This window comes from Mesorhizobium sp. INR15 (genome assembly GCF_015500075.1).
Classification (GTDB): Bacteria; Pseudomonadota; Alphaproteobacteria; order Rhizobiales; family Rhizobiaceae; genus Mesorhizobium.
In genome coordinates this window covers 2,200,618-2,219,658 of record NZ_CP045496.1, presented here as the reverse complement: position 1 = coordinate 2,219,658, position 19,041 = coordinate 2,200,618, and the positions used below count along the sequence as shown (strand labels likewise).

Below are 19,041 nucleotides of genomic sequence, written 5' to 3'. Positions count from 1 at the left end.
TTCATGGACACACTGACCCGGATGCGCGCCTTCATCGACGTCGTCGAGGCCGAAGGCTTTTCGGCGGCGGCGCGCAAGATCGGCCGCTCCAAGGCGCTGCTGTCCAAATATGTGCGCGAGCTGGAAGACGAGCTCGGCGCGCTGCTCCTCAACCGGACCACTCGCCAGTTCTCGATGACCGAAGCCGGCCACACCTATTACCGCCGTGCCTCCGAAATCGTGCGCGAGGTCGACAGCCTTGCCGACGCGGTGCGCGAATCCTCAGGCGACGTGCGCGGAAGGATCAAGCTGTCGGCGCCGCGCACCTTCGCCGATGCGCCGATCGGCCAGTCGCTGATCGACTTCGCCAAGCAGTATCCCGACATCGTGCTCGACATCCATCTCGACGACCGCTTCGTCGACCTGGTCGAGGAAGGCTTCGACCTTGCCGTGCGCATTTCGCGGCTGGAGAATTCGTCGCTGATCGCCAGGCGCCTGGCGCCATTTTCTATAAAGCTGTGCGCCTCTCCCGAACTCATCGCCAAGCACGGCATGCCGCTGCGCCCGCAAGACCTTGGCCGCATCCCCTGCATTGTCGACACCAACGGAAAGGGGCTGAACAACTGGCAATTCAAGGGCGACAATGGCGACATGGTGAGTGTTTCCGTCTCCGGCCCTATCGAGGTCAACAGCCCGATGGCGGCCAGGGCAGCTGCCGTGGCCGGGCTTGGATTTTCGATCCTGCCGGATTTCATCGCCGCCCCCGATATTGCCAGCGGACGGCTGGTGACGGCGCTCGATGACCGCATCCTGTCGGGCGGCGGCATTTTCACCGTCTATCCGCACCGCCGCTACCTGCCGGCCAAGGTTCGCGTTTTCGTCGACTTCCTGGTGCAGTGGTTCAAGACGCTTGACGCTGCTTGACGCGATGCAGCCGCCGCACGGTCCCAATTTCGCCCCGTTTCTGGTCACGTTCGAAACCTCTCCGAGGCCGATGGAACAGCGACCGAGAATGCACCTGAAACGAAGGGCGATCATGCTGGTTTCGGCCCTGGCGGCGACACTGGCCGCCGTGGGACCGGCGCAAGTGCATCCACACGTCTTCGCCGAGGCGCGCCTCGACGTCATCCTCAGCCCGGATCACCAAAGTGTGAAAGCGCTGCGCCATCTCTGGCGCTTCGACGACCTGTTTTCCAGTACGGTGATGATGGAGTTCGACAAGAACTCCGACCTGAAGCTTGACGACAAGGAGCTGAAGGATGTCGCCGACACCGTTCATGCCTCGCTGGCCGAGTACAATTACTTTCAGCTGGTCACCGTCGACGGCAAGGACGTGACCATGGTGCCGCCGCCGCATCTGATGGCCAATTTCGACAATGACCAGCTCATCATCCTGTTCGAGTCCGAACCGAAGGTGCCGATCAAGCTCGTCGGCAAGATCGATATCGGCGTCTACGACCCGACCTTCTACACTGCGATCGACTTCACCGAGGACGCCAATCTGAAGGTCGAGGGCCTGCCCTCGAACTGCACCAGCAAGGTCGTTCGTCCGGACCCGGACGAAGCGATCAAGGAAAACCAGAAGACCCTGACGGACGCTTTCTTCAACGATCCGACAGGCACCGACATGAGCAAGATCTTCGCCACCAAGCTTGAACTGAACTGCCAGCCAGAAGGATGAACCCGGTGAATCTGATCGGAAGCCGCTCCAGGCCGTCCCTGCGTCTGGCATTCGGCCTGTTGGCCATCACCTTTGTCATGATGCATTTCGCCAATTCCGCCCATGCCCAGAGTTCGCTCGGCATCGGCGTGAATGACGGCATGGCGCCGACCACCGGTCCGTTCGCCCACATCCTGATGTGGATCAACCTGCGGCAGCAGGAATTCTATCGCGAGCTGGCAACGGCGATGAAGGCGATGCGTGACGACGGCAGCAAGCTTTGGGTGCTCATCGGCCTGTCGTTCGCCTACGGCATTTTCCACGCCGCCGGCCCCGGCCACGGCAAGGCGGTGATCTCGTCCTACATGGTGGCCAACGAAGTGGCACTGCGGCGCGGCATCCTTTTGTCCTTCGTCTCGGCACTGCTGCAGGGACTGACCGCGATCGCGGTCATGCTGCTCGCCTATTTCGTGCTGCGCGGCACCACCATTTCGATGACCGACGCCGCGTGGTTCATGGAAATCCTGAGCTATGTCTTCGTCACGCTGTTCGGCGCTTGGCTTTTGTGGCGCAAGCTTGGCCCTTCCGTCCTGCGCCTGTTTGGCAGAGGCCCCGCCTACAGCCTTTCGGCGGCCCACGCCGGCCACTCCCATGCAGGCCATTCGCACGCGGGTCATTCGCACGCGGCGCATGCCCATTCCCACGCGCTTCACGCCCATGACGCGCACGACCATCATGACCATGCGCACGATCACGCCGCGCATGACCATCACGACCATGGCGCGCATGGTCACGGTGCACACGACCAGCATCATCACGATCATGCGGCGGGCGAGGTCTGCGACACCTGTGGGCATTCGCATGCGCCTGACCCGGCGCTGCTCTCCGGTGATCGCTTCGACTGGCGCACGGCGTGGACGGCGGTGGCGGCTGTCGGCATCCGCCCCTGCTCCGGCGCGCTGATCGTGTTGAGCTTCGCGTTGCTCAATGGGCTCTGGCTCGGCGGCCTGCTGTCGGTTCTGGCGATGTCGATCGGCACGGCGATCACCGTCTCGGCGCTGGCGACGCTCGCGGTGACCGCCAAGAACTGGGCAGTGTATTTCGCCGGTGACGGCCGCATGGGCAACCGCATCCACACGATCGTCGAGATCGGCGGCGCTGCCTTCGTGTTCCTGTTCGGACTGCTGCTCCTGTCGGCGAGCCTGGCGGCTTAGTCTGGCTTCTTGGTGTTTCGAACCTGAAACTCCACATCCAGGCTGTCCAAAGCGTCCTTCGACCAACTCGAAACAAGCGGCATGAAAATTAGATCGACGAGCTCCGTTATGGCTTCTGCTTGCAACGGCTTGCGAGTGACAAACATCTCGTAGCGCGTAAGATCCATTGCGACACGACATACCCTCGGCGATGGCATGGCAGGACCAATCTCACCTCGCACCATGGCACGGTCCATGGCTATTGTCATGAAATGTACCGAGGATTGAGTGACGTTGCCTTCTACATCCGGCAACTCCACCATGATGCCTCGCATGATATCCGGAAAGCTCTGATAGCGATCGGACAGCCATGTCAAAATGGCGACGACATCGTCTCGAAGGTTGCCTTTGTCTGGTGCTCCGGCCGGGGCGGCGGAGTTCTTCCGCAAAGAGGCAAGCACTAGCTCTACCCGGCTCGGCCACCGCCGGTACAGAACTGTTTTGCTGGTTCCGGCGCGGGCTGCAACCGCATCCATCCGCAGTCCCTCATAGCCGGTCACGGCGAGTTCGGCCCAGGCGGCATCCAGAATGGCATTCTCGAGGAGAGGGCCGCGACGACGAGATTTCATAGTCACGGTCCTTTCTTGACAGGTTTTCCCCACCACATGGATTCGCAATTTACCGTAACGGCAAGGCGCTTTTCAGATCGCTACATTTAAGATACTGAAGTACCTTATTGTAAGCAAGGCCGTTCGCGGTTGATGTGAAGGGAAGACGGCGATGGCCAGGATTCTTGTTTCCGGTTGCAGCATTGCAGGGCCGACGGTCGCGTATTGGCTCAGCATCTCGCGGCATCGCGTCACCATCGTTGAGCGCGCGCCGGGACCGCGGCCCGGTGGTCAGGCAATCGACGTTAGGGGATCGGCCCTCGATGTTCTTGCCCGGATGGGAATCCTGGAAGATGCACGGGCAAAACGAACGGCGATGAAAGGGGTCTCGCTCGTGGATGCCCATGGCGTCGAGACATGGCGCTCCGAAGAAGGGACGCTCAGCGGCGGAAAATTTGCCTCGGGCGACATTGAGATCCTTCGAGACGATCTGTCCATGCTCATCTTTGGGAAATTGAGCCCAGATGTCGAAGTGATCTATGACGAGTCCATAACGAACATCGAAGATCGGACCGATCAGGTTCTGGTTACTTTCCAGAGCGGAGCCACGCGATCCTTCGATCTCGTCATTGGCGCGGACGGACCGAGATCAGAAGTTAGAAACCTTGTCTTTGGCAATGACCCAAAATTTGTCCATTCGTTGGGCGTAGCCTTGGCGGTTTTCACAGCTCCGAATTCTCTTGCGTTAAAAGACTGGCAGATCGCGCATCGGCAAGGAAAAGGAGGTTTCCTGATCTATACGGCACGAGACAACCTCGAGCTGCGCGTCGCATTTGGCTTTGAAATAGCGGGCGATGAAGATCGGGCGATGGACGTCGCCGAGCAGAAAAAGCTGCTTGCGGATCGCTGTGCGCATTACCGCTGGAAAATTCCCGAGCTGATCAAGGCAGCACAGGCTGCTTCGGATTTTTACTGCGGCACCGTCGCACAAGTCCGGATGGATCGATGGTCAAAAGGAAGGTGCGCGTTAGTCGGCGATGCCGCCTATTGTCCATCACCCTTCTCTGGGCAGGGCACCAGCCTTGCAATGGTCGGCGCCTATGTTCTGGCATCGGAACTGACAGGAGATCCAACGCAGCATGCAGCGGCATTCGATCGCTATGAAGCGCGCTTGCGCCACTACGTCGAGCTGAACCAGGCGTTGGCCTATCTCGAAGATGGCGATCCCAAAGCGGATGGGCTGCGTGAAAGCGCCAAAAACGCCATCTGCATTTGACTAGAGCAATTCCAGGAAAAGTGCGCAGCGGTTTTCCGTCCGGAGTTTCGCAAAAACAGAGGCTTAGAGCGGAAACGCTCCGGGACATTTCGCCATGTGGCGCCGCGCTGGACCTATAGAAACGGCTGATCGATAGGTGCCAGGCATTCTCAGTTGGCCCCATGCTGTACGCGTGACACAGGCTATGGCACCGCTGCAGGCGGCATGGTTGTCAACGCGATCCATCTCGCAAGCTAGTCTAGATCTTCCCGCCGAGCTCATCCTCGATATGCGCGCGGATGATCTCGTCGAAACTCTTCTCGGCGGCAAAGCCCAATTCCCTTGACCGCCGTGCCTCGAACCGGGTCGGCCAACCCTTGACGATCGCCCAGATCGTCTCGTCCGGCTCCTCACGGATCAGCTTGACCGCCTTGGCGCCGGCGATGCGTTCCAGCGCGTCGATCTGTTCGCCGACGGTGACGGCAACGCCCGGCATCGTCAGGTTGCGGCGCGGTCCGACGGCTGCGCCATCGATGCCTGCCGCATGGATCAGGAAGTTCACCGCCGATCGAGGGCTGGCATGGGTGTGCACGACAGAGCGCGGCACCGGCAGGATTGCCTCCTGCCCGCTCAGCGGCTCGCGAATGATCCCCGAGAAGAAGCCGGAAGCGGCCTTGTTGGGCTTGCCGGGGCGCACGCAGATGGTCGGCAATCGGATGCCGATGCCGTCGAAAAAGCCGCGCCTGGAATAGTCGGCGAGCAGCGCTTCGCTCATCTGCTTCTGGGTGCCATAGGAGGTCAGCGGCGTCGGATGGAACTCATCCGGGATAACATCCGGGAACGGCGCTCCGAACACCGCGATCGATGAGGTGAAGACGACGCGCGGCACGAAATCGGCCAGTCTTATGGCGTCGAACAGTGCTCGTGTGCCATCGAGATTGACACGATAGCCGAGATCGAAATTGGCTTCCGCCTCGCCCGACACGATGCCAGCGAGATGGAAGACGACGTCGGGGCACGATGCGACCAGGCTTTCCGCAGCGCCCGGTTCCGCCAGATCGCCGGTATGAAGCGTGACATCGACGCCGTCGATGGCTGGCGCGGACGGCGCCACGATATCATGCAGGTCGAGCGCGGCGATCTTACGGCCGCGCAATGCGCCGTCCTTGGCCAGCCGGGCGATGAGCTTGCGGCCGACCATGCCGGCCGCGCCTGTGATCAGAATGCGCATTTCTAAGACCCTGTTATTTGCCCTGGTTCTTGCGCTGGTTGCGAGCCCGCAGCCAGAACACCATGAAGAACGCCAGCACGAAGACGATCCCGACGAAGCCCGCGAGCACGGTCGAGACATTGCCCACGGCCAGCATCACGGTCGGCAGGAAGTAGGCGGCGATGCCGAACAAAAGCAGGATCCAGAGCGCCGCGATGGCGGCGTTTTTCGTGTCGCGGTCCATCATTCTGTCCCGGCGCGGACGGGAGCCGTCAAGTTCTGGTTCGATGCCATGGGGTTCCCTGCGTCAGTGATGGTGGCCGTGATGCGAAGCCGCCTCATGCTCGTAATCATGATCGTGTTCTTCACCCTCGTCGGCACATTGCCCGAATTCCGGTTCCACAGTGGCATGGCTGATGCCGTGCTCGCTGGCAAGCCGCTTCTTGATGGTGCTGACCGCCTGATGCGCATCGACGCCCTCGTCGAGGCAGGCATGCAGCGTCGCCATTGTGCTTGAGCCATCGAGAGACCAGACATGCATGTGGTGCACCTCGCGCACGCCCTTGACCGTCGCTTCGATATCCCTGGCGATCAGATCGCGGTCGAGGCTTGGCGGCACGCCTTCCAGCAGGACATGCGCGGCTTCCCGCATCAGCGACCATGCCGTGGACAGGATCAGCAGCGACACCAGCACCGACAGGATAGGGTCGATCGGCGTCCAGCCGGTCGACAGGATAACCAGCGCCGCCACGATGGCCGCCGCCGAACCGAGCAGATCGCCAAGCACATGCAGGATGGCGCCGCGCATGTTCAGGCTATCGCGGTCGCCGCCATGCAGCACGAAGAAGGAGCCGATGTTGACCAGCAGACCAAGGATCGCCACGACCAGCATCGGACCGCCCAGCACCGGCGCCGGGGCCTGCAGCCGGCCCCACGCCTCGTAGACGATCCACAGCGCAATGACGAAGATGGCAATGCCGTTGGTATAGGCGACCAGAGTCTTGACCCGGCCAAAGCCATAGGTCAGCCGCCCGGTCGCGGGCCGGCTGGCGAGGTGAAAGGCATACCAGGCAAGGCCAAGCGCGATGGAATCGGCCAGCATGTGGCCAGCGTCCGCCAGCAACGCCAGCGACCCCGTGAGGATGCCGCCCAGCGCTTCCGCCACCATGAAGCCCGCTGTCAGGCAGGCCGCGATGAGCACGCGTTTCTTGTCGGTCGAGCCATGGACGTGGCCGGCGCCGTGACTGTGGTCATGCCCTTGCGATGCGTGGTCGTGGGAATGAGCCAATAGCCAACTCCTGTCAGGCGCCAAACTCGGCGCGAAAATCCTCGAGCCGTCGCTTCTGCTGGCCGTCGCCATCGAAATTCGCCGGATCGAGCCACGCCTCGTAGGCTTTGCGCAACGCCGGCCATTCCTTGTCGATGATCGAATACCATGCCGTGTCGCGGTTTTCACCCTTGACCACGAGATGCTGGCGGAAAATGCCTTCGAACTTGAAGCCGAACCGTTCCGCCGCCCGCTTCGAAGGCTCGTTGCGGTTGTTGCATTTCCATTCGTAGCGGCGGTAGCCGAGTTCGTCGAAGATGTATTTCATGAACAGGAACTGCGCTTCCGTCGCCGCCGGCTTGCGTGAGATGATCGGCCCCCAATAGATGTTGCCGATCTCGATGACGCCAAACGCCGGATCGATGCGCATAAGTGTCTGGCGCCCGGCGATCTTGCCGCTTGCCTTGTCGATGACCGCGAAGAACAAGGGATCCTCACTGGCCGAGGATTTCTCGAGCCAAGGCTGCAGCGCCGCGCGGCTTTCCGGCACGGTGTCGAACAGCCAGCGAAACCGCGTGTCGCCATCCGCGACGGCCGACGCTTCATACAGGCCATCGCCGTGCTTTGCGGCGCTCAAGGGCTCAAGCCTGACGGTGCGCCCCTCCAGAACCTTGCGCTCGGGTCGCGGGCGCGGCTGCCAGTTTTCAAGATTTTCCGACACCTGGAACTCCAATCCATTTGACATTTTCCATCGGACGCTCACAAAAACGCACGCGCACAGTAAGAACCACAGGGACGGGAAAAATGCTCCACACGATTGCGGCCTTCGACCGTCTCGGCGAGGAAAATGCCTTCGCGGTGCTCGCGAGAGCCACGGCGCTGGCGAGCCAAGGCCGCGACATCGTCAACCTCGGCATCGGCCAGCCCGACTTCAAGACGCCGCAGCACATCGTCGAAGCCGCGATCAAGGCGCTGCGTGATGGCCACCACGGCTACACGCCGGCCAACGGCTTGCAGGCGACACGCGAGGCGGTTGTGCGGCGCACGCTGACCACCACCGGCGTCGAAGTCTCGCCGGAGGCGGTGATGATCCTGCCCGGCGGCAAGCCGACCATGTTCGCCGCGATCCTGATGTTTGGCGAACCGGGCGCCGAAATCCTCTATCCCGATCCCGGCTTCCCCATCTACCGCTCGATGATCGAGTTCACCGGCGCCGCGCCGATCCCGGTGCCGATGCGTGAGGAGAACGGCTTTGCCTTCTCGGCCGAGGAGACGCTGGCGCTGATCACCTCGAAGACCAGGCTGCTGATCCTCAACTCGCCCGCCAACCCGACCGGTGGCGTCACACCGCGCGCCGAGATCGAGAAACTGGTCAAGGGACTGGAGGCGCACCCGCAGGTCGCGATCCTGTCCGATGAGATTTATGACGTCATGACCTATGACGGCGAGACGCATTGTTCGCTGCTCGGCTTTCCCGAGATCCGCGATCGGCTGATCGTGCTCAACGGCTGGTCCAAGACCTGGGCGATGACCGGCTGGCGCATGGGCTGGTCGATCTGGCCGAATGGCGACACGGGCGCTCATCTCTACGACAAGGTGCGCAAGCTGGCGGTCAATTGCTGGTCCTGTGTCAACGCGCCGAGCCAGTATGCCGGCATTGCCGCCATCGATGGACCGCAGGACGATGTCGACACCATGATGCGCGCCTTCGACCGGCGCCGGAAAGTGGTCGTCGAGGGCCTGAATGCCTTGACTGGCGTCTCCTGCATCACGCCCAAGGGTGCGTTCTATGCCTTCCCCAACGTGTCGAAGACCGGCTGGAAAGCCAAGAAACTCGCCTCGGCCTTGCTTGATGAGGCCGGCGTGGCGCTGATCGGCGGGCCCGATTTCGGCATCCTCGGCGAAGGCTACATCAGGCTGTCCTACGCTAATTCAGAGGAAAACATCCTGCGCGCGCTGGAGCGGATCAAGGCATTCCTGGCCAAGTGAGCCTCAGTTCGTTCTGTCCAGATAGGTTCTCGCGATCGACCGCAGCTCCTCCTGGCCGATCGGCTCGCCATGTCCGCAATAGGCACGGCTGAACTCGACCTGCAAGAGCCGCTGCATCGTCTCCCGGTAGGACTGCACGTCCGACCCCGGAAGGTCGTCGATCAGCGTTCCACGATAGATGGCATCGCCGGCGAAAAATTCGCCACTGCGTTCATCGAGCAGGCCGATCGACCCATTGGAATGGCCCGGCAGGTGCAGGACGAGAAGTGACCTGTCGCCGGTCTCGATCCTGTCGCCTTCGTCCAGTATCCGGGTCAGTGGCGCCGGCCTGACCTGAAACCCCTGTGGCGACCATGCCGCGTTGGGCAGCCTGTCAACAGCCTCCGGCAGCGCGCGAAAGAGATGCGCCAAAGTGTGTTCATCCGCCATCTCGGTAAAAAAGGCGGCCTCTTGGCGGGGCCCTGCCCTCGTCTCGAACTCGCCCAGGCAACCGACGTGATCGACATGGATATGCGTCGCGACGGCAATGACCGGCTTGGAATCTGGCAGGTTCAATGACGGCCTCAGCGGCACAAGGCCCATGCCGGCGTCGATGACCAGATCGACATCACGCCCGCGAACATGAAAGATGTTGCTTCTGAAATAGTAATGAACATGCGGCTCCGATATCCTGACGATGCTTGGTCCCACGTCTTCGTGTGAAAACCAGCCGGAAGCTTCGCCGGGCGCGGTCACCGACATCAGCGATGACCCCGCGCAAGCAGGCGTTCGAGCCTCATCTGCAAGACCGTCAGAACCGAAACCATCGACATGTAGTAGACAAGCGCCGCGCCATACCATTCCAGGAACCGGAAGCTGGTGGCGATCGCGAACTGGGTCACGGTCATGAGCTCCTTCAAGGAGATGACCGTCGCCAGCGAGGTTGCCTTCAGCAACGAAATGAATTCGTTGACCAGAGCCGGCAGCGCGACGCGAAGCGCCTGAGGCAGGATGACCAGGAAGAATATCTGGCCCCGGTGCAAGCCAAGGGCCGCCGCACCTTGGGATTGCCCTTTGCCGATGGATGCATAGGAACTGCGCAGTATCTCGGTCAGGTAGGCGATCTGGATCAGGGTCAGTGCGAGAAATGCCGCCACGAATGGGCTGAACCAGTCCCCCCGGAAGACCGCCGAAATCTGCGGCAGCCCGTTCCAGATGAACAGCAGCACCAGCAGCGCCGGTGCGCCGCGAAAGAGCCAGACAAAGGCGGCGATCGACAGGCGGACCCAGCGCCGCTTCGACGTGGCCAGTGCTGCCGTTGCCAGGGATATTGCCAGGGCAACGGTCATCACCAGGACCGACAGGACCAGCGTCAGCAAAGCCCCCTTGGCAAGGGGCCAGCCGAACAGGGCCGTCAGGAAGAGCTTGCTGTCAAACACGACCGCCCGCCCTTCAATTGGTCGCGTGCTTGACGTCGGTCGCGGTCTCGGGAAGGTTCCACTTCTGCAGCAGCGCCTTCATCTCGCCGCTGGCCTGCAAGGTCTCGATGGCCTTCACCAATGCCTCGCGGTTGTCGCCGCCCTTCCTCAGGTAGATCCCGTAGGTTTCGCCGTCGCCATAGTTGTAGGGCACCTGCAGCCGGCCCGGCATCTGCTTGATGCGGAACGCCGCCGTCGTGTCCTGGGTAATGGTCGCCGCCGCCCGGCCGACCAGGATCTGCTCGATGACGGCGGAAGCCGACGGATAGGTCTGTATCTGTGCCGGCGCCTTCCCGGCTTTTGCCAGCTCGGCGTTGAGGTCGGCGGCCGTCTTTTCGTAGGTGGTACCCGCCTCGATCGCCAGCACTTTGCCGCTGAGGTCGAGCGGCGCCTTGGTCTCGGTGTCAGTGGCTGATGTCACCATCACCACGTTGGAGACAAAGTAGGGAACGGCGTCATAGGCCTGGAGGCGCTCCTTGGTCACCATGATGCCGCTGGCAACGAGATCGCAGCGCTCGGCGCCGAGGGACGGCAACAGCCCCTTGAAGTCGCCCACCACATATTTGGTGGTGCCACCCCATTGCTTTGCGATGGCGTCCACGACGTCGACCTCGAAGCCGACGAGTTTCTCGTCGCCCGGGTTGGCGTAATACTGCATGGGTGGGAAATCGCCGCCTGTGCACACGTTGAGCACGCTGTCATGCACCAGAGCGGTTTCAGCGGCTTGTGCGGTGGTGCAGAAAGCCGTGATGATCATCGCGCCGCCCAAGGCGAACCTTGCGGCGGTGGAAGTTTCAGTGTTTCGCATGTTGAAGTCCCCTGTCGGTTTTTATGTGTTGACGAGGACGGTATGTTGCGAGTTTCTATCAAACAAGCTAAATCTTTAAGCGCAAAAACTGTCAGTTTTTCTAAACTAATGGTGTCGGATGAGCCTGCCCTCGCTGCATTCGCTTCGGACTTTCGAAAGCGTCGCTCGCCTCGGAAACATCGCAGCAGCAGCAGCGGAGCTGCATGTGACGCCGGGAGCGGTGAGCCAGCAATTGCGCGCGCTGCAGCTGTCGCTGGGTCTTGACCTGTTTGAGAAACAGGGGCGCCGTCAGGTGCTGACGGAGCGCGGCACCGCCTTGCAGAAGAGCGTGGCGATTGCCATGCGGCAGATATCGGGATCGATCCGCGACATATCGGCGAATGCCTATAGCGCGGCCACCAAGGCGACGCTGCGCGTGTCGGTGCCTTCGGTTTTCGCGACAACCTGGCTGGCGACGAGGATCTTCCGGTTTCTGGACGAGAACCAGGACATCCGCATGCAGATGCTGACGGCGGTGCGGTTCGAGGAAGTAGACTGGCGGAAGGTCGACGTTGCCATCGTTTATGGAAACCCGCCCTGGCCAGGCTTCTGGTGGCGGCTGCTGCAGAGCCTTCCCATGACCCCTGTATGCAGCCCGCAATTGCTGCGCGGGCCGCATGCCATTCGCGAACCGCGCGATCTCTTGCATCATCGCCTGCTTCACGAAGACGACGGCAGCCAATGGCGGCGCTGGCTGAACGAGGCGCGCGTACCGCACTTCGTGGAATCCGATATCTATTTCGACAATTTCGCCATGGTGCTTCAGGCCGCCCGCGACGGACACGGTGTTGCGCTTACCAGCGGCATCATATCGTTCAGGGACCGGGACGAGGGGCGCCTTGTGCAACCACTGACGCTCAACGTGCCTTCCGCCCCCCAATACCACTGCATATGCCGTGAGGAGGGCCTGGAAAATCCGCTCATTGGCCGGTTTGTCGACTGGCTTGTCAATCAGGCTTCGAGGCCATCCGGCTGGTAGGACCGACAAGACCGGCGCGCATCTCGCGCCGCGGCGCCGCTGGCTGCAATGGCTGTGTCATGAACTGTCGGGATGTCCCTGACCGAGGCTGGGCGGGCATACCGATAATGACTAGGGTCGGCGTCCTTTGGATCAGGATCGAAGTGAGGCGACATCCGATGTTCTATGCCATCCTTGCCTACCACGTAGAGGACGCGATCAAGGCACTGACGCCGGAGGAGGACTCGGCACTCATGGCTGACCTGCTCAGGATTCATGACGGGCTCTACGAGAGCGGCAGCCTTGGGCCGTCCGCGCGGCTTGGGGCCACACAATCGGCCTGCACCTTGCGCGGGCCGGGCGCAGGCACCGTCATCGACGGGCCATTCGCCGAGACCAAGGAGCAGTTGCTCGGCCTCTATGTCGTCGACTGCGCCAAGCGCGACGATGCGATCGCCATCGCGCGCGACCTTCGCCGCGTCAACCCGACCGCCGTCTACGAGATCCGCCCGATCACATTCTATCTGCCGGGCGTGCCGCTGGCGGACAGCAAATAGGCACCGGCTTCTCGGCGACTGAAACCGCGTCTACCCACGCCCCACGAACGGCATCTTGGTGGCCATGACTGTCATGAACAGCACATTGGCATCGAGCGGCAGGCTGGCCATGTGGACGACCGCGTCGGCGACGCGCTGAACATCCATCACCGCTTCGGCGGCGATCGAGCCATTGGCCTGCGGCACACCAACCGTCATCGGCTGTGCCATCTCGGTCAGCGCGTTGCCGATGTCGATCTGGCCGCAGGCGATGTCATAGGGCCTGCCGTCCAGTGCCAGCGTCTTGGTCAAGCCCGTGATGGCATGCTTGGTCGCTGTGTAGGGCACCGAGCCAGGCCTTGGCGCATAGGCCGAGACGGAGCCGTTGTTGATGATGCGGCCGCCCATCGGCTTCTGCTTGCGCATGGCGCCGAAGGCCGCGCGGGCGCACAGGAACGATCCCGTGAGGTTGACGCCAACGACATCGTTCCAGACCTCGACCGGGATCTCGTCGATCGGTGTCGACTTGTAACTCATGCCGGCATTGTTGAAGAGCAGGTCGACACGGCCGAAAGCCTCGATCACTCGGCCGAACATGGCATCGACTTCATCGGCCTTGCTGATGTCGCAGGCAACCGCCAGCGCCTTGGCCTGGATCGGGCCTGCGTCGGCGATCGCGGCGTCCAGGACCGATTTGCGGCGCCCGCAGAACACCGTATTCCAGCCGGCCTTGAGCAGCGCCGTGGCGACGCTCTTGCCAATGCCGGTGCCTGCGCCGGTGACGATGGCGGTTCTGTGCTCTGTCATGATGTCCTCCACGGTAAGCCCCAGCCATCGCAAATGATGGCAGCCGTGACAAGTCGGACAAATGCGTGAAGGCGCCCGCCGACAAAAAGGGCGGTCATTGGCGACCGCCCTGATCTGAACCGGGCTTGGGAGGAGGAAAGCCGATCCGACTGTCTCGAATGATGCGCTTGCTGGGTTAACGAAAGGTTATCGCCAACCACCGGTTCTGTGCCGATTTGACCTACCAGCGCGGATTGGGGGAAGTCCCGGTCTTGCTTGACGGGACTTTTGCCGCCGAAACCGTCGCCTCGACATGGTCGATCAGCGCATCCGGCAGACCAAGGCGGCCGGCCAGAAGATCGAGATAGCCGCGCTCGGCGCGGGTATCGGGATCGATGGTCAGGCGCGATGCCGTGTAAAGTTCGAGTTTCTGCGCATCTGTATGAGCGCCGGCGACCAGTGTATCGAGGTCGAGCGGGCTCTCCAGTTCCGCCATCAGGAACTTTTCCGCATCGGAGCCTATCCCGGCCAGGCTGAGCTTGCCGGCGATCTTCTGGCGTTCGTCGTCGTCGACATGGCCGTCGGCCTTGGCCGCCGAGATCATCGCCCGCACCAGGGTCAGCGTGAATTCATCCTCGCCTTGCGGCGCCTGCGACGGGTGGAAGGCGGTGTCGGCGGGTGGCGGCAGCAATTCCGGCTCGCCGGCGGCGGGCGCTTCGGCCGGCGCATTGCCGCTCTTGTAATTCTGGTAGGCCTTGTAGGCGAGACCGCCGATGGCAGCCAGGCCGCCCAGCTTCACGGCGGCGCCCGTCACTTCACGGCCAGCACCAGTCCCAAGCAGCACCGCGGCCAGCGCTCCGGCGGCCAGCGGATTGTCCTTGGCCATCTGCACGGCCTGCCCGGCCTTGTCGCGGACGGTGCCGCTGGTGCCGGGTATTTGCGAGCCGAGCAGATCGTCGAGAAGCTTCTTGGGATCGAACATCAATGCCTCCAGAATGTGCCCAGCCGAACGGGCAGGTTTCGAACGTCGAAGAGGTAGGTCCCAAACCTTGACATTGCAATGACAGACCCTGCCTTGCCGCTACGGCAAACGTCAGGATTACGCGGGCTTCCGCCGCGCCATCTCGCTAGCTTCCGATATGCGGTCCCCTGCCCTGCGCCTGTGCCAATTCCACCTGGCGCTGGCGCTCGGCATAGCGCCGGCGATCCTCATCGGTGCGGGCATCGAAACAATGCGGGCATGAGACGCCGGCGGTGTATTTCGGCGATCTCAGGTCGTCTCCGGTCAACGGATGCCGGCAGGCACGGCAGAGCTCGGCGTCACCCTCGATCAGCCCATGCGACACGGACACGCGCTCGTCGAAGACGAAGCACTCGCCTTGCCACAGGCTTTGCCCCGCCGGCACGTCTTCGAGATATCTCAGGATACCACCCTTGAGGTGGAACACGTCTTCGATGCCGAGCGACTTGACGTAAGCCGTCGCCTTTTCGCAGCGGATGCCACCGGTGCAGAACATGGCGACCTTCTTGCCCTCGAGTTCGGCGCGATGCGCCTCGACCCAGGCCGGGAACTCGCGAAAGCTCGCCGTTGCCGGGTCGACAGCACCCTTGAATGTGCCGATCGACACCTCGTAGGCATTGCGCGTATCGATGACGATCGTGTCGGGCTTGGAGATCAGCGCATTCCAGTCGGCCGCCGCGACATAGGTGCCAGCGCTGTTCGCCGGGTCGATATCGTCGATACCCATGGTGACGATCTCGCGCTTCAGCCGCACCTTCATGCGGTGGAACGGCATCTCGGTGGCGCTGCTGTATTTGACCTCGAGACCGGCGAGCCCTTCCATGGATTCGAGGTGATCGATCAGCGCGGCGATATCGGCTTCGTTTCCGGCGACCGTGCCGTTGATGCCCTCATGCGCCAGGAGCAGCGTGCCCTTGATGCCGCGCCCGCAGCAGAAGGCAGCGAGAGGCTGGCGCAATTCCTCGAAGGCGTCGAGCCTGGCGAAGCGGTAGAGTGCCGCGACACGGAAAGGGGTTGTTGGCAATGTCATCGCCCAAGCCACTAAACGCTCATGCCAGCCGATTCAAGGCAGCGTGCTAACGTCTGCAAACCCCGCCCGCGCGTGACATCGCGACACGGCTGGTTTCGTGGACAGGAAAACACCCTTCTGCTAATCGGTTGAATTATCAAGATCAAGTTGAATTATCCAGATCAAGGAGAGACGAAGTGCCCAGTAAGACCGAAAAACTCCTGTCACTCCTCAATGGGCAGCCTGTGATCCCAGTACTGAAGATCGCCAACGTCGCCGATGCGGTGCCACTGGCGCGCGCGCTCGCACGCGGCGGCCTGCCGGCGATCGAGATCACGCTTCGGACCGCCGATGCGCTGGAGGCGATCCGGCGCGTGGCAGGCGAAGTCGAAGAGGCCATTGTCGGCGCCGGGACCATTCTGGACGCCCGCCAGTTCGACGAGGCGGCGGCGGCTGGCTCGAAATTCATCGTCAGCCCCGGCATCACCCGCGAGCTTCTGGCGGCGTCGAAGGACAGTGATGTCCCGTTGCTGCCTGGCACCATCACCCCCGGCGAGATCATGGCCGCGCGCGAAGCCGGATTGCGGTTCCTGAAATTCTTCCCGGCCGAGCAGTCCGGCGGCATCCCCTCGCTCAAGGCTTTCGCCTCGCCGCTCGCCGACGTGAAATTCTGCCCGACCGGCGGCATCTCGGCCAAGAACGCCGCCGACTATCTCAGCCTGCCCAACGTCATCTGCGTCGGCGGGTCCTGGGTAGCGCCCGACGATCTGGTCAAGGCCGGCAAGTGGGCCGAGATCGAGGCCTTGGCGCGGGAAGCGAGCAAGCTCGCCAAGTAGGAACCTAAGTTGACCGGGTATTTTGCCTGGCAGCCACTCACCAGCAGCGGGCCGCCAAAAACCCGGCCAACTTTCGCCGGCCGAGCCATGATATTGCTTCTCTGGATCAGTTGCAGACCCTGACCTTCTCGACCACCTTGTGGTGATGCCGCCAATGGGTGACGATCTTGGTTCGGCAATGCTTCTTCATCATGTGCATATGATCATTGGTCTTGATGACCACCGTGGCGGCCTGCGTGGGAGCGATCGCCGCCGAGGCGGTTGCCAATGCGATGACCGAAGCCAGTAGAATATTTTTCATGGATTTTCCTAGGGTTGAATGAACACCAGGGAAACCGCTGAAACAGCAGGCCGTTCCGTCATCACGAGAATGTCAGCTCCGCGCGCCTTTGCCGGCTTATAATCGCTGAACGTCAGAAACCGATGCCGGCCCGGACAGCAAAAAGCCGCGCGGGTTGCCCGGCGCGGCTCTGCAGAATGCTTGGTCGCAAATTATTTGGTCTGGAAGCGTGCGACCGACAGGAACTTGACGGCGTTGCCGGTGAACTTGTTGGCATCGGCCATCTGGTTGTCGGCCTGGAAGCCAGCCGTATAGACCTCGCTCGGCGCTGTATGCACCAGATTGTAGGCGTAGCGCGGTGCTGTCGTTGGGCTGGAAACGGTGGCGACATTCTCGCCGCTGCTCAGCGCCCAGCGGGCGGCCTGCGGCGCGGCGGCAACCACGACGGCCTTGGGGCCGGGCTTCAGGTCACGTGTGGTCGCTCTCGATTCCTTGCGGGTGGTTTTCACGCCGGCACCGATCGCCGACGCCGGGTCGGAACCAGCTGGCCGGGCAACAACCGCTCCACGCGGCGATGCTGCATCGACGCCTGCCGGATCGTTGAAGGCCGAGCGCGGCTCGGACAGCGAGGCGACCTGGTATTCGCCAGCCGGAGCGGCATTGGCTTCGTCAAGCACGGCCTTGACTTCATCGCGCTTGGCCGTATCGGGGCGTGCGCTCGGCAGAACCGAGAACGCGTCGGTCGCCGTCTTGCCGTGATCAGCCGTATCCGCCAGCGCCAGCAGTACATCCTTGCTCGGCGGCGTCGACAGGTCGGCTGGCACCGAGCGATCGGGGCGCCAGGTCGGCAATGGTATGTTGTTGACGGCAACGCGTGCCGGGTCGGCGGCAGCCGACGGATCAGCCATGCCAAACGGAACGCTGGCAGGCGCCTGCGCGGTCGCAACGGCCTGTTCGGTCGTCGCGGTTGCATCCGCCGTGCCGAACGGAACGGTCTCAGGCTGCTTGGCACCGACATCGACCTTCGGGCGCGGCGCGAAATCGGGCAGCGGAATGCTGCGCGCCGGCAGCGCGGCGATGATCGTCTCAGGCGTATCCTTCTCCGGCTCCGGCGCCTGCTCGTCGGCAACCTGCGGAATCTCGGCGCGCTGTGCATTCTCCGGCGCCACGATGGCGATGCCCGGAAGATTGCTGCTCCTGGCGGTCGCCAGGGCCGGCTTCACGGCGCGAGGCTTCGGCGCGGGTGCGCCTGTCCCGACATCGGCACTGTCGTCGGCTTCGTCGTCGCCACCGCCGCCGAAGAAGGCAGCCAGCAGGCCACCTGATCTCTTGGTGCTGCCGCCGGCGCTGGCCATCTCGATGGCAGGAGCGCCTGAACCCTTGCGGGCCTTGTAGGACGCAACCGCCTGCTCATAACCGGGCAGCGGCCTGCCGTCGCTCGGCACATGCAAGGTCTTGCCATTGGGGAACAGGCTGACGAGTTCCTGGCGGCTGATGCCGGGCCAATGGCGCACGTTGCCAACGTCCATATGGACGAACGGCGAGCCTGAAGTCGGGTAGTAGCCGACGCCGCCACCCTGCATCCTGAGGCCGATGTTGCGCAGCTTCTTCAGCGGCACGCCGGGAATGTAGAAGTCCATCGCCTTGCCAAGCATATGCTGGCTTTTCTCGGCGACGCCCCTGCTGCGGCTGCGCAGCATGGAATTGGTCGACGGCGAACGGTAGCCGCAGACGACCTGGATATAGTCGGTGGCGCCACTCTCACGATAGGCTTCCCAGACCAGATCCAGCAGACGCGGATCCATCTTGGTCGGCTCGTTGCGGCGCCAGTCACGCAGGATGATGTTGATTTTCCTGAGGCCCTCGGCATCGTAGCGGCCGTTGCGCTTGTAGACGATCTCGGCCTTCTCGTGCGTGTGCAGGTGGTAAAGCTTCAGCGAGCGTGTCTCGGCGCTGGCGCCGGTCGCGGCAGCGGCAACCAAACCAAAGGCAATAACCAGAGCAGCCAGCCACTTCGGCCAGACGCTCACATGGTAGTGCCGCCCGTTTGTGTGTCGTTCGATTCTGTTCAAATCAAAAGGCCCTGCAGGCTGCCGTTTGTCCCCGGATTTGCCCAAACGGATGCGTTATTATCACATCCGAATATCGAT

General features: G+C 62.4%; 21 protein-coding genes. 8 read left to right on the top strand and 13 right to left on the bottom strand.

From position 1 onward, the window contains the following. Nucleotides 1–3 precede the first annotated feature (3 nt). From GA829_RS10780 to GA829_RS10770, 3 genes are all read left to right on the top strand, one after another. The gene (locus GA829_RS10780) at nucleotides 4–903 is read left to right on the top strand and encodes a LysR family transcriptional regulator (RefSeq protein WP_195178480.1); all 900 of its coding nucleotides are present in this window, start codon (nucleotides 4–6) and stop codon (nucleotides 901–903) included. 88 nt (nucleotides 904–991) lie between these two features. Continuing rightward, nucleotides 992–1,660 carry a DUF1007 family protein gene (locus GA829_RS10775; protein ID WP_195178479.1) on the top strand — a complete coding sequence of 223 codons (669 nt, stop codon included), beginning with the start codon at nucleotides 992–994 and terminating at the stop codon, nucleotides 1,658–1,660. Between the two features lie 77 nt (nucleotides 1,661–1,737). Beyond that, on the top strand, nucleotides 1,738–2,853 hold the full coding sequence (locus GA829_RS10770; RefSeq protein ID WP_374940419.1) for a nickel/cobalt transporter: 1,116 nt from the start codon (nucleotides 1,738–1,740) through the stop codon (nucleotides 2,851–2,853). On the opposite strand, the gene GA829_RS10765 is transcribed toward GA829_RS10770, so the two are convergent. After that, nucleotides 2,850–3,461, bottom strand: coding sequence for a TetR/AcrR family transcriptional regulator (locus GA829_RS10765; protein WP_195178477.1), 612 nt, complete (start codon nucleotides 3,459–3,461; stop codon nucleotides 2,850–2,852). The genes GA829_RS10770 and GA829_RS10765 overlap by 4 nt on opposite strands. Nucleotides 3,462–3,612: 151 nt before the next feature. Here GA829_RS10765 and GA829_RS10760 point away from each other — a divergent pair, with 151 nt between their 5' ends. Next, the gene (locus tag GA829_RS10760; protein WP_195178476.1) at nucleotides 3,613–4,716 is read left to right on the top strand and encodes an FAD-dependent monooxygenase; all 1,104 of its coding nucleotides are present in this window, start codon (nucleotides 3,613–3,615) and stop codon (nucleotides 4,714–4,716) included. A 238-nt stretch (nucleotides 4,717–4,954) separates the two neighbouring features. Here GA829_RS10760 and denD read toward each other — a convergent pair whose 3' ends face one another. The 4 genes from denD to GA829_RS10740 are packed head-to-tail and all read right to left on the bottom strand — an operon-like array spanning nucleotide 4,955 to nucleotide 7,893. Then, on the bottom strand, nucleotides 4,955–5,926 hold the full coding sequence (gene denD, locus GA829_RS10755) for a D-erythronate dehydrogenase (RefSeq protein ID WP_195178475.1): 972 nt from the start codon (nucleotides 5,924–5,926) through the stop codon (nucleotides 4,955–4,957). Between the two features lie 13 nt (nucleotides 5,927–5,939). Beyond that, nucleotides 5,940–6,152 (bottom strand): hypothetical protein, encoded by a 213-nt coding sequence (locus GA829_RS10750; RefSeq protein ID WP_195178474.1) that lies wholly within the window; start codon nucleotides 6,150–6,152, stop codon nucleotides 5,940–5,942. A gap of 60 nt (nucleotides 6,153–6,212) precedes the next feature. Further along, entirely contained in the window at nucleotides 6,213–7,193 is a 981-nt protein-coding gene (locus GA829_RS10745) for a cation diffusion facilitator family transporter (protein ID WP_195178473.1), read from the bottom strand. 13 nt (nucleotides 7,194–7,206) lie between these two features. Beyond that, the gene (locus tag GA829_RS10740; RefSeq protein ID WP_195178472.1) at nucleotides 7,207–7,893 is read right to left on the bottom strand and encodes a GNAT family N-acetyltransferase; all 687 of its coding nucleotides are present in this window, start codon (nucleotides 7,891–7,893) and stop codon (nucleotides 7,207–7,209) included. 83 nt (nucleotides 7,894–7,976) lie between these two features. On the opposite strand from GA829_RS10740, the gene GA829_RS10735 reads away from it, so the two are divergent. Continuing rightward, nucleotides 7,977–9,161 carry a pyridoxal phosphate-dependent aminotransferase gene (locus tag GA829_RS10735; RefSeq protein ID WP_195178471.1) on the top strand — a complete coding sequence of 395 codons (1,185 nt, stop codon included), beginning with the start codon at nucleotides 7,977–7,979 and terminating at the stop codon, nucleotides 9,159–9,161. A 3-nt stretch (nucleotides 9,162–9,164) separates the two neighbouring features. Here the strand turns inward: GA829_RS10735 and GA829_RS10730 are convergent, their stop codons facing one another. From GA829_RS10730 to GA829_RS10720, 3 genes are read right to left on the bottom strand one after another with little or no spacing between them, the layout of a single operon-like run. Then, the gene (locus tag GA829_RS10730; protein ID WP_195178470.1) at nucleotides 9,165–9,902 is read right to left on the bottom strand and encodes an MBL fold metallo-hydrolase; all 738 of its coding nucleotides are present in this window, start codon (nucleotides 9,900–9,902) and stop codon (nucleotides 9,165–9,167) included. After that, complete coding sequence (locus GA829_RS10725; protein WP_195178469.1) at nucleotides 9,902–10,579, bottom strand: amino acid ABC transporter permease; 678 nt, start codon at nucleotides 10,577–10,579, stop codon at nucleotides 9,902–9,904. Before GA829_RS10725 ends, GA829_RS10730 begins: the two co-directional genes overlap by 1 nt. A 13-nt stretch (nucleotides 10,580–10,592) precedes the next feature. Beyond that, a complete protein-coding gene (locus GA829_RS10720) occupies nucleotides 10,593–11,426 on the bottom strand; it encodes a transporter substrate-binding domain-containing protein (protein ID WP_195178468.1) in 834 nt (277 codons plus the stop codon). Between the two features lie 118 nt (nucleotides 11,427–11,544). Between GA829_RS10720 and GA829_RS10715 the strand changes: the two genes are divergently transcribed. Beyond that, nucleotides 11,545–12,444: a LysR substrate-binding domain-containing protein gene (locus GA829_RS10715; RefSeq protein ID WP_195178467.1), complete on the top strand. Its 900-nt coding sequence runs from the start codon at nucleotides 11,545–11,547 to the stop codon at nucleotides 12,442–12,444. Between the two features lie 158 nt (nucleotides 12,445–12,602). Beyond that, complete coding sequence (locus GA829_RS10710; protein WP_195178466.1) at nucleotides 12,603–12,980, top strand: YciI family protein; 378 nt, start codon at nucleotides 12,603–12,605, stop codon at nucleotides 12,978–12,980. Nucleotides 12,981–13,010: 30 nt separating this feature from the next. On the opposite strand, the gene GA829_RS10705 is transcribed toward GA829_RS10710, so the two are convergent. The 3 genes from GA829_RS10705 to trhO form a co-directional block, all read right to left on the bottom strand. Then, nucleotides 13,011–13,766 (bottom strand): SDR family oxidoreductase, encoded by a 756-nt coding sequence (locus tag GA829_RS10705; protein WP_195178465.1) that lies wholly within the window; start codon nucleotides 13,764–13,766, stop codon nucleotides 13,011–13,013. Nucleotides 13,767–13,986: 220 nt separating this feature from the next. Then, the gene (locus GA829_RS10700; RefSeq protein WP_195178464.1) at nucleotides 13,987–14,727 is read right to left on the bottom strand and encodes a tellurite resistance TerB family protein; all 741 of its coding nucleotides are present in this window, start codon (nucleotides 14,725–14,727) and stop codon (nucleotides 13,987–13,989) included. Between the two features lie 145 nt (nucleotides 14,728–14,872). Beyond that, complete coding sequence (gene trhO, locus GA829_RS10695) at nucleotides 14,873–15,796, bottom strand: oxygen-dependent tRNA uridine(34) hydroxylase TrhO (RefSeq protein WP_195178463.1); 924 nt, start codon at nucleotides 15,794–15,796, stop codon at nucleotides 14,873–14,875. A gap of 176 nt (nucleotides 15,797–15,972) precedes the next feature. On the opposite strand from trhO, the gene GA829_RS10690 reads away from it, so the two are divergent. Beyond that, nucleotides 15,973–16,611, top strand: a complete 639-nt coding sequence (locus GA829_RS10690) for a 2-dehydro-3-deoxy-phosphogluconate aldolase (protein WP_195178462.1) — start codon at nucleotides 15,973–15,975, stop codon at nucleotides 16,609–16,611. 106 nt (nucleotides 16,612–16,717) lie between these two features. On the opposite strand, the gene GA829_RS10685 is transcribed toward GA829_RS10690, so the two are convergent. Together GA829_RS10685 and GA829_RS10680 are read right to left on the bottom strand one after the other, a co-directional pair. Then, entirely contained in the window at nucleotides 16,718–16,912 is a 195-nt protein-coding gene (locus tag GA829_RS10685; protein WP_195178461.1) for a hypothetical protein, read from the bottom strand. 191 nt (nucleotides 16,913–17,103) lie between these two features. Continuing rightward, a complete protein-coding gene (locus GA829_RS10680) occupies nucleotides 17,104–18,921 on the bottom strand; it encodes a peptidoglycan L,D-endopeptidase MepK (protein WP_195178460.1) in 1,818 nt (605 codons plus the stop codon). Nucleotides 18,922–19,041 lie beyond the last annotated feature (120 nt).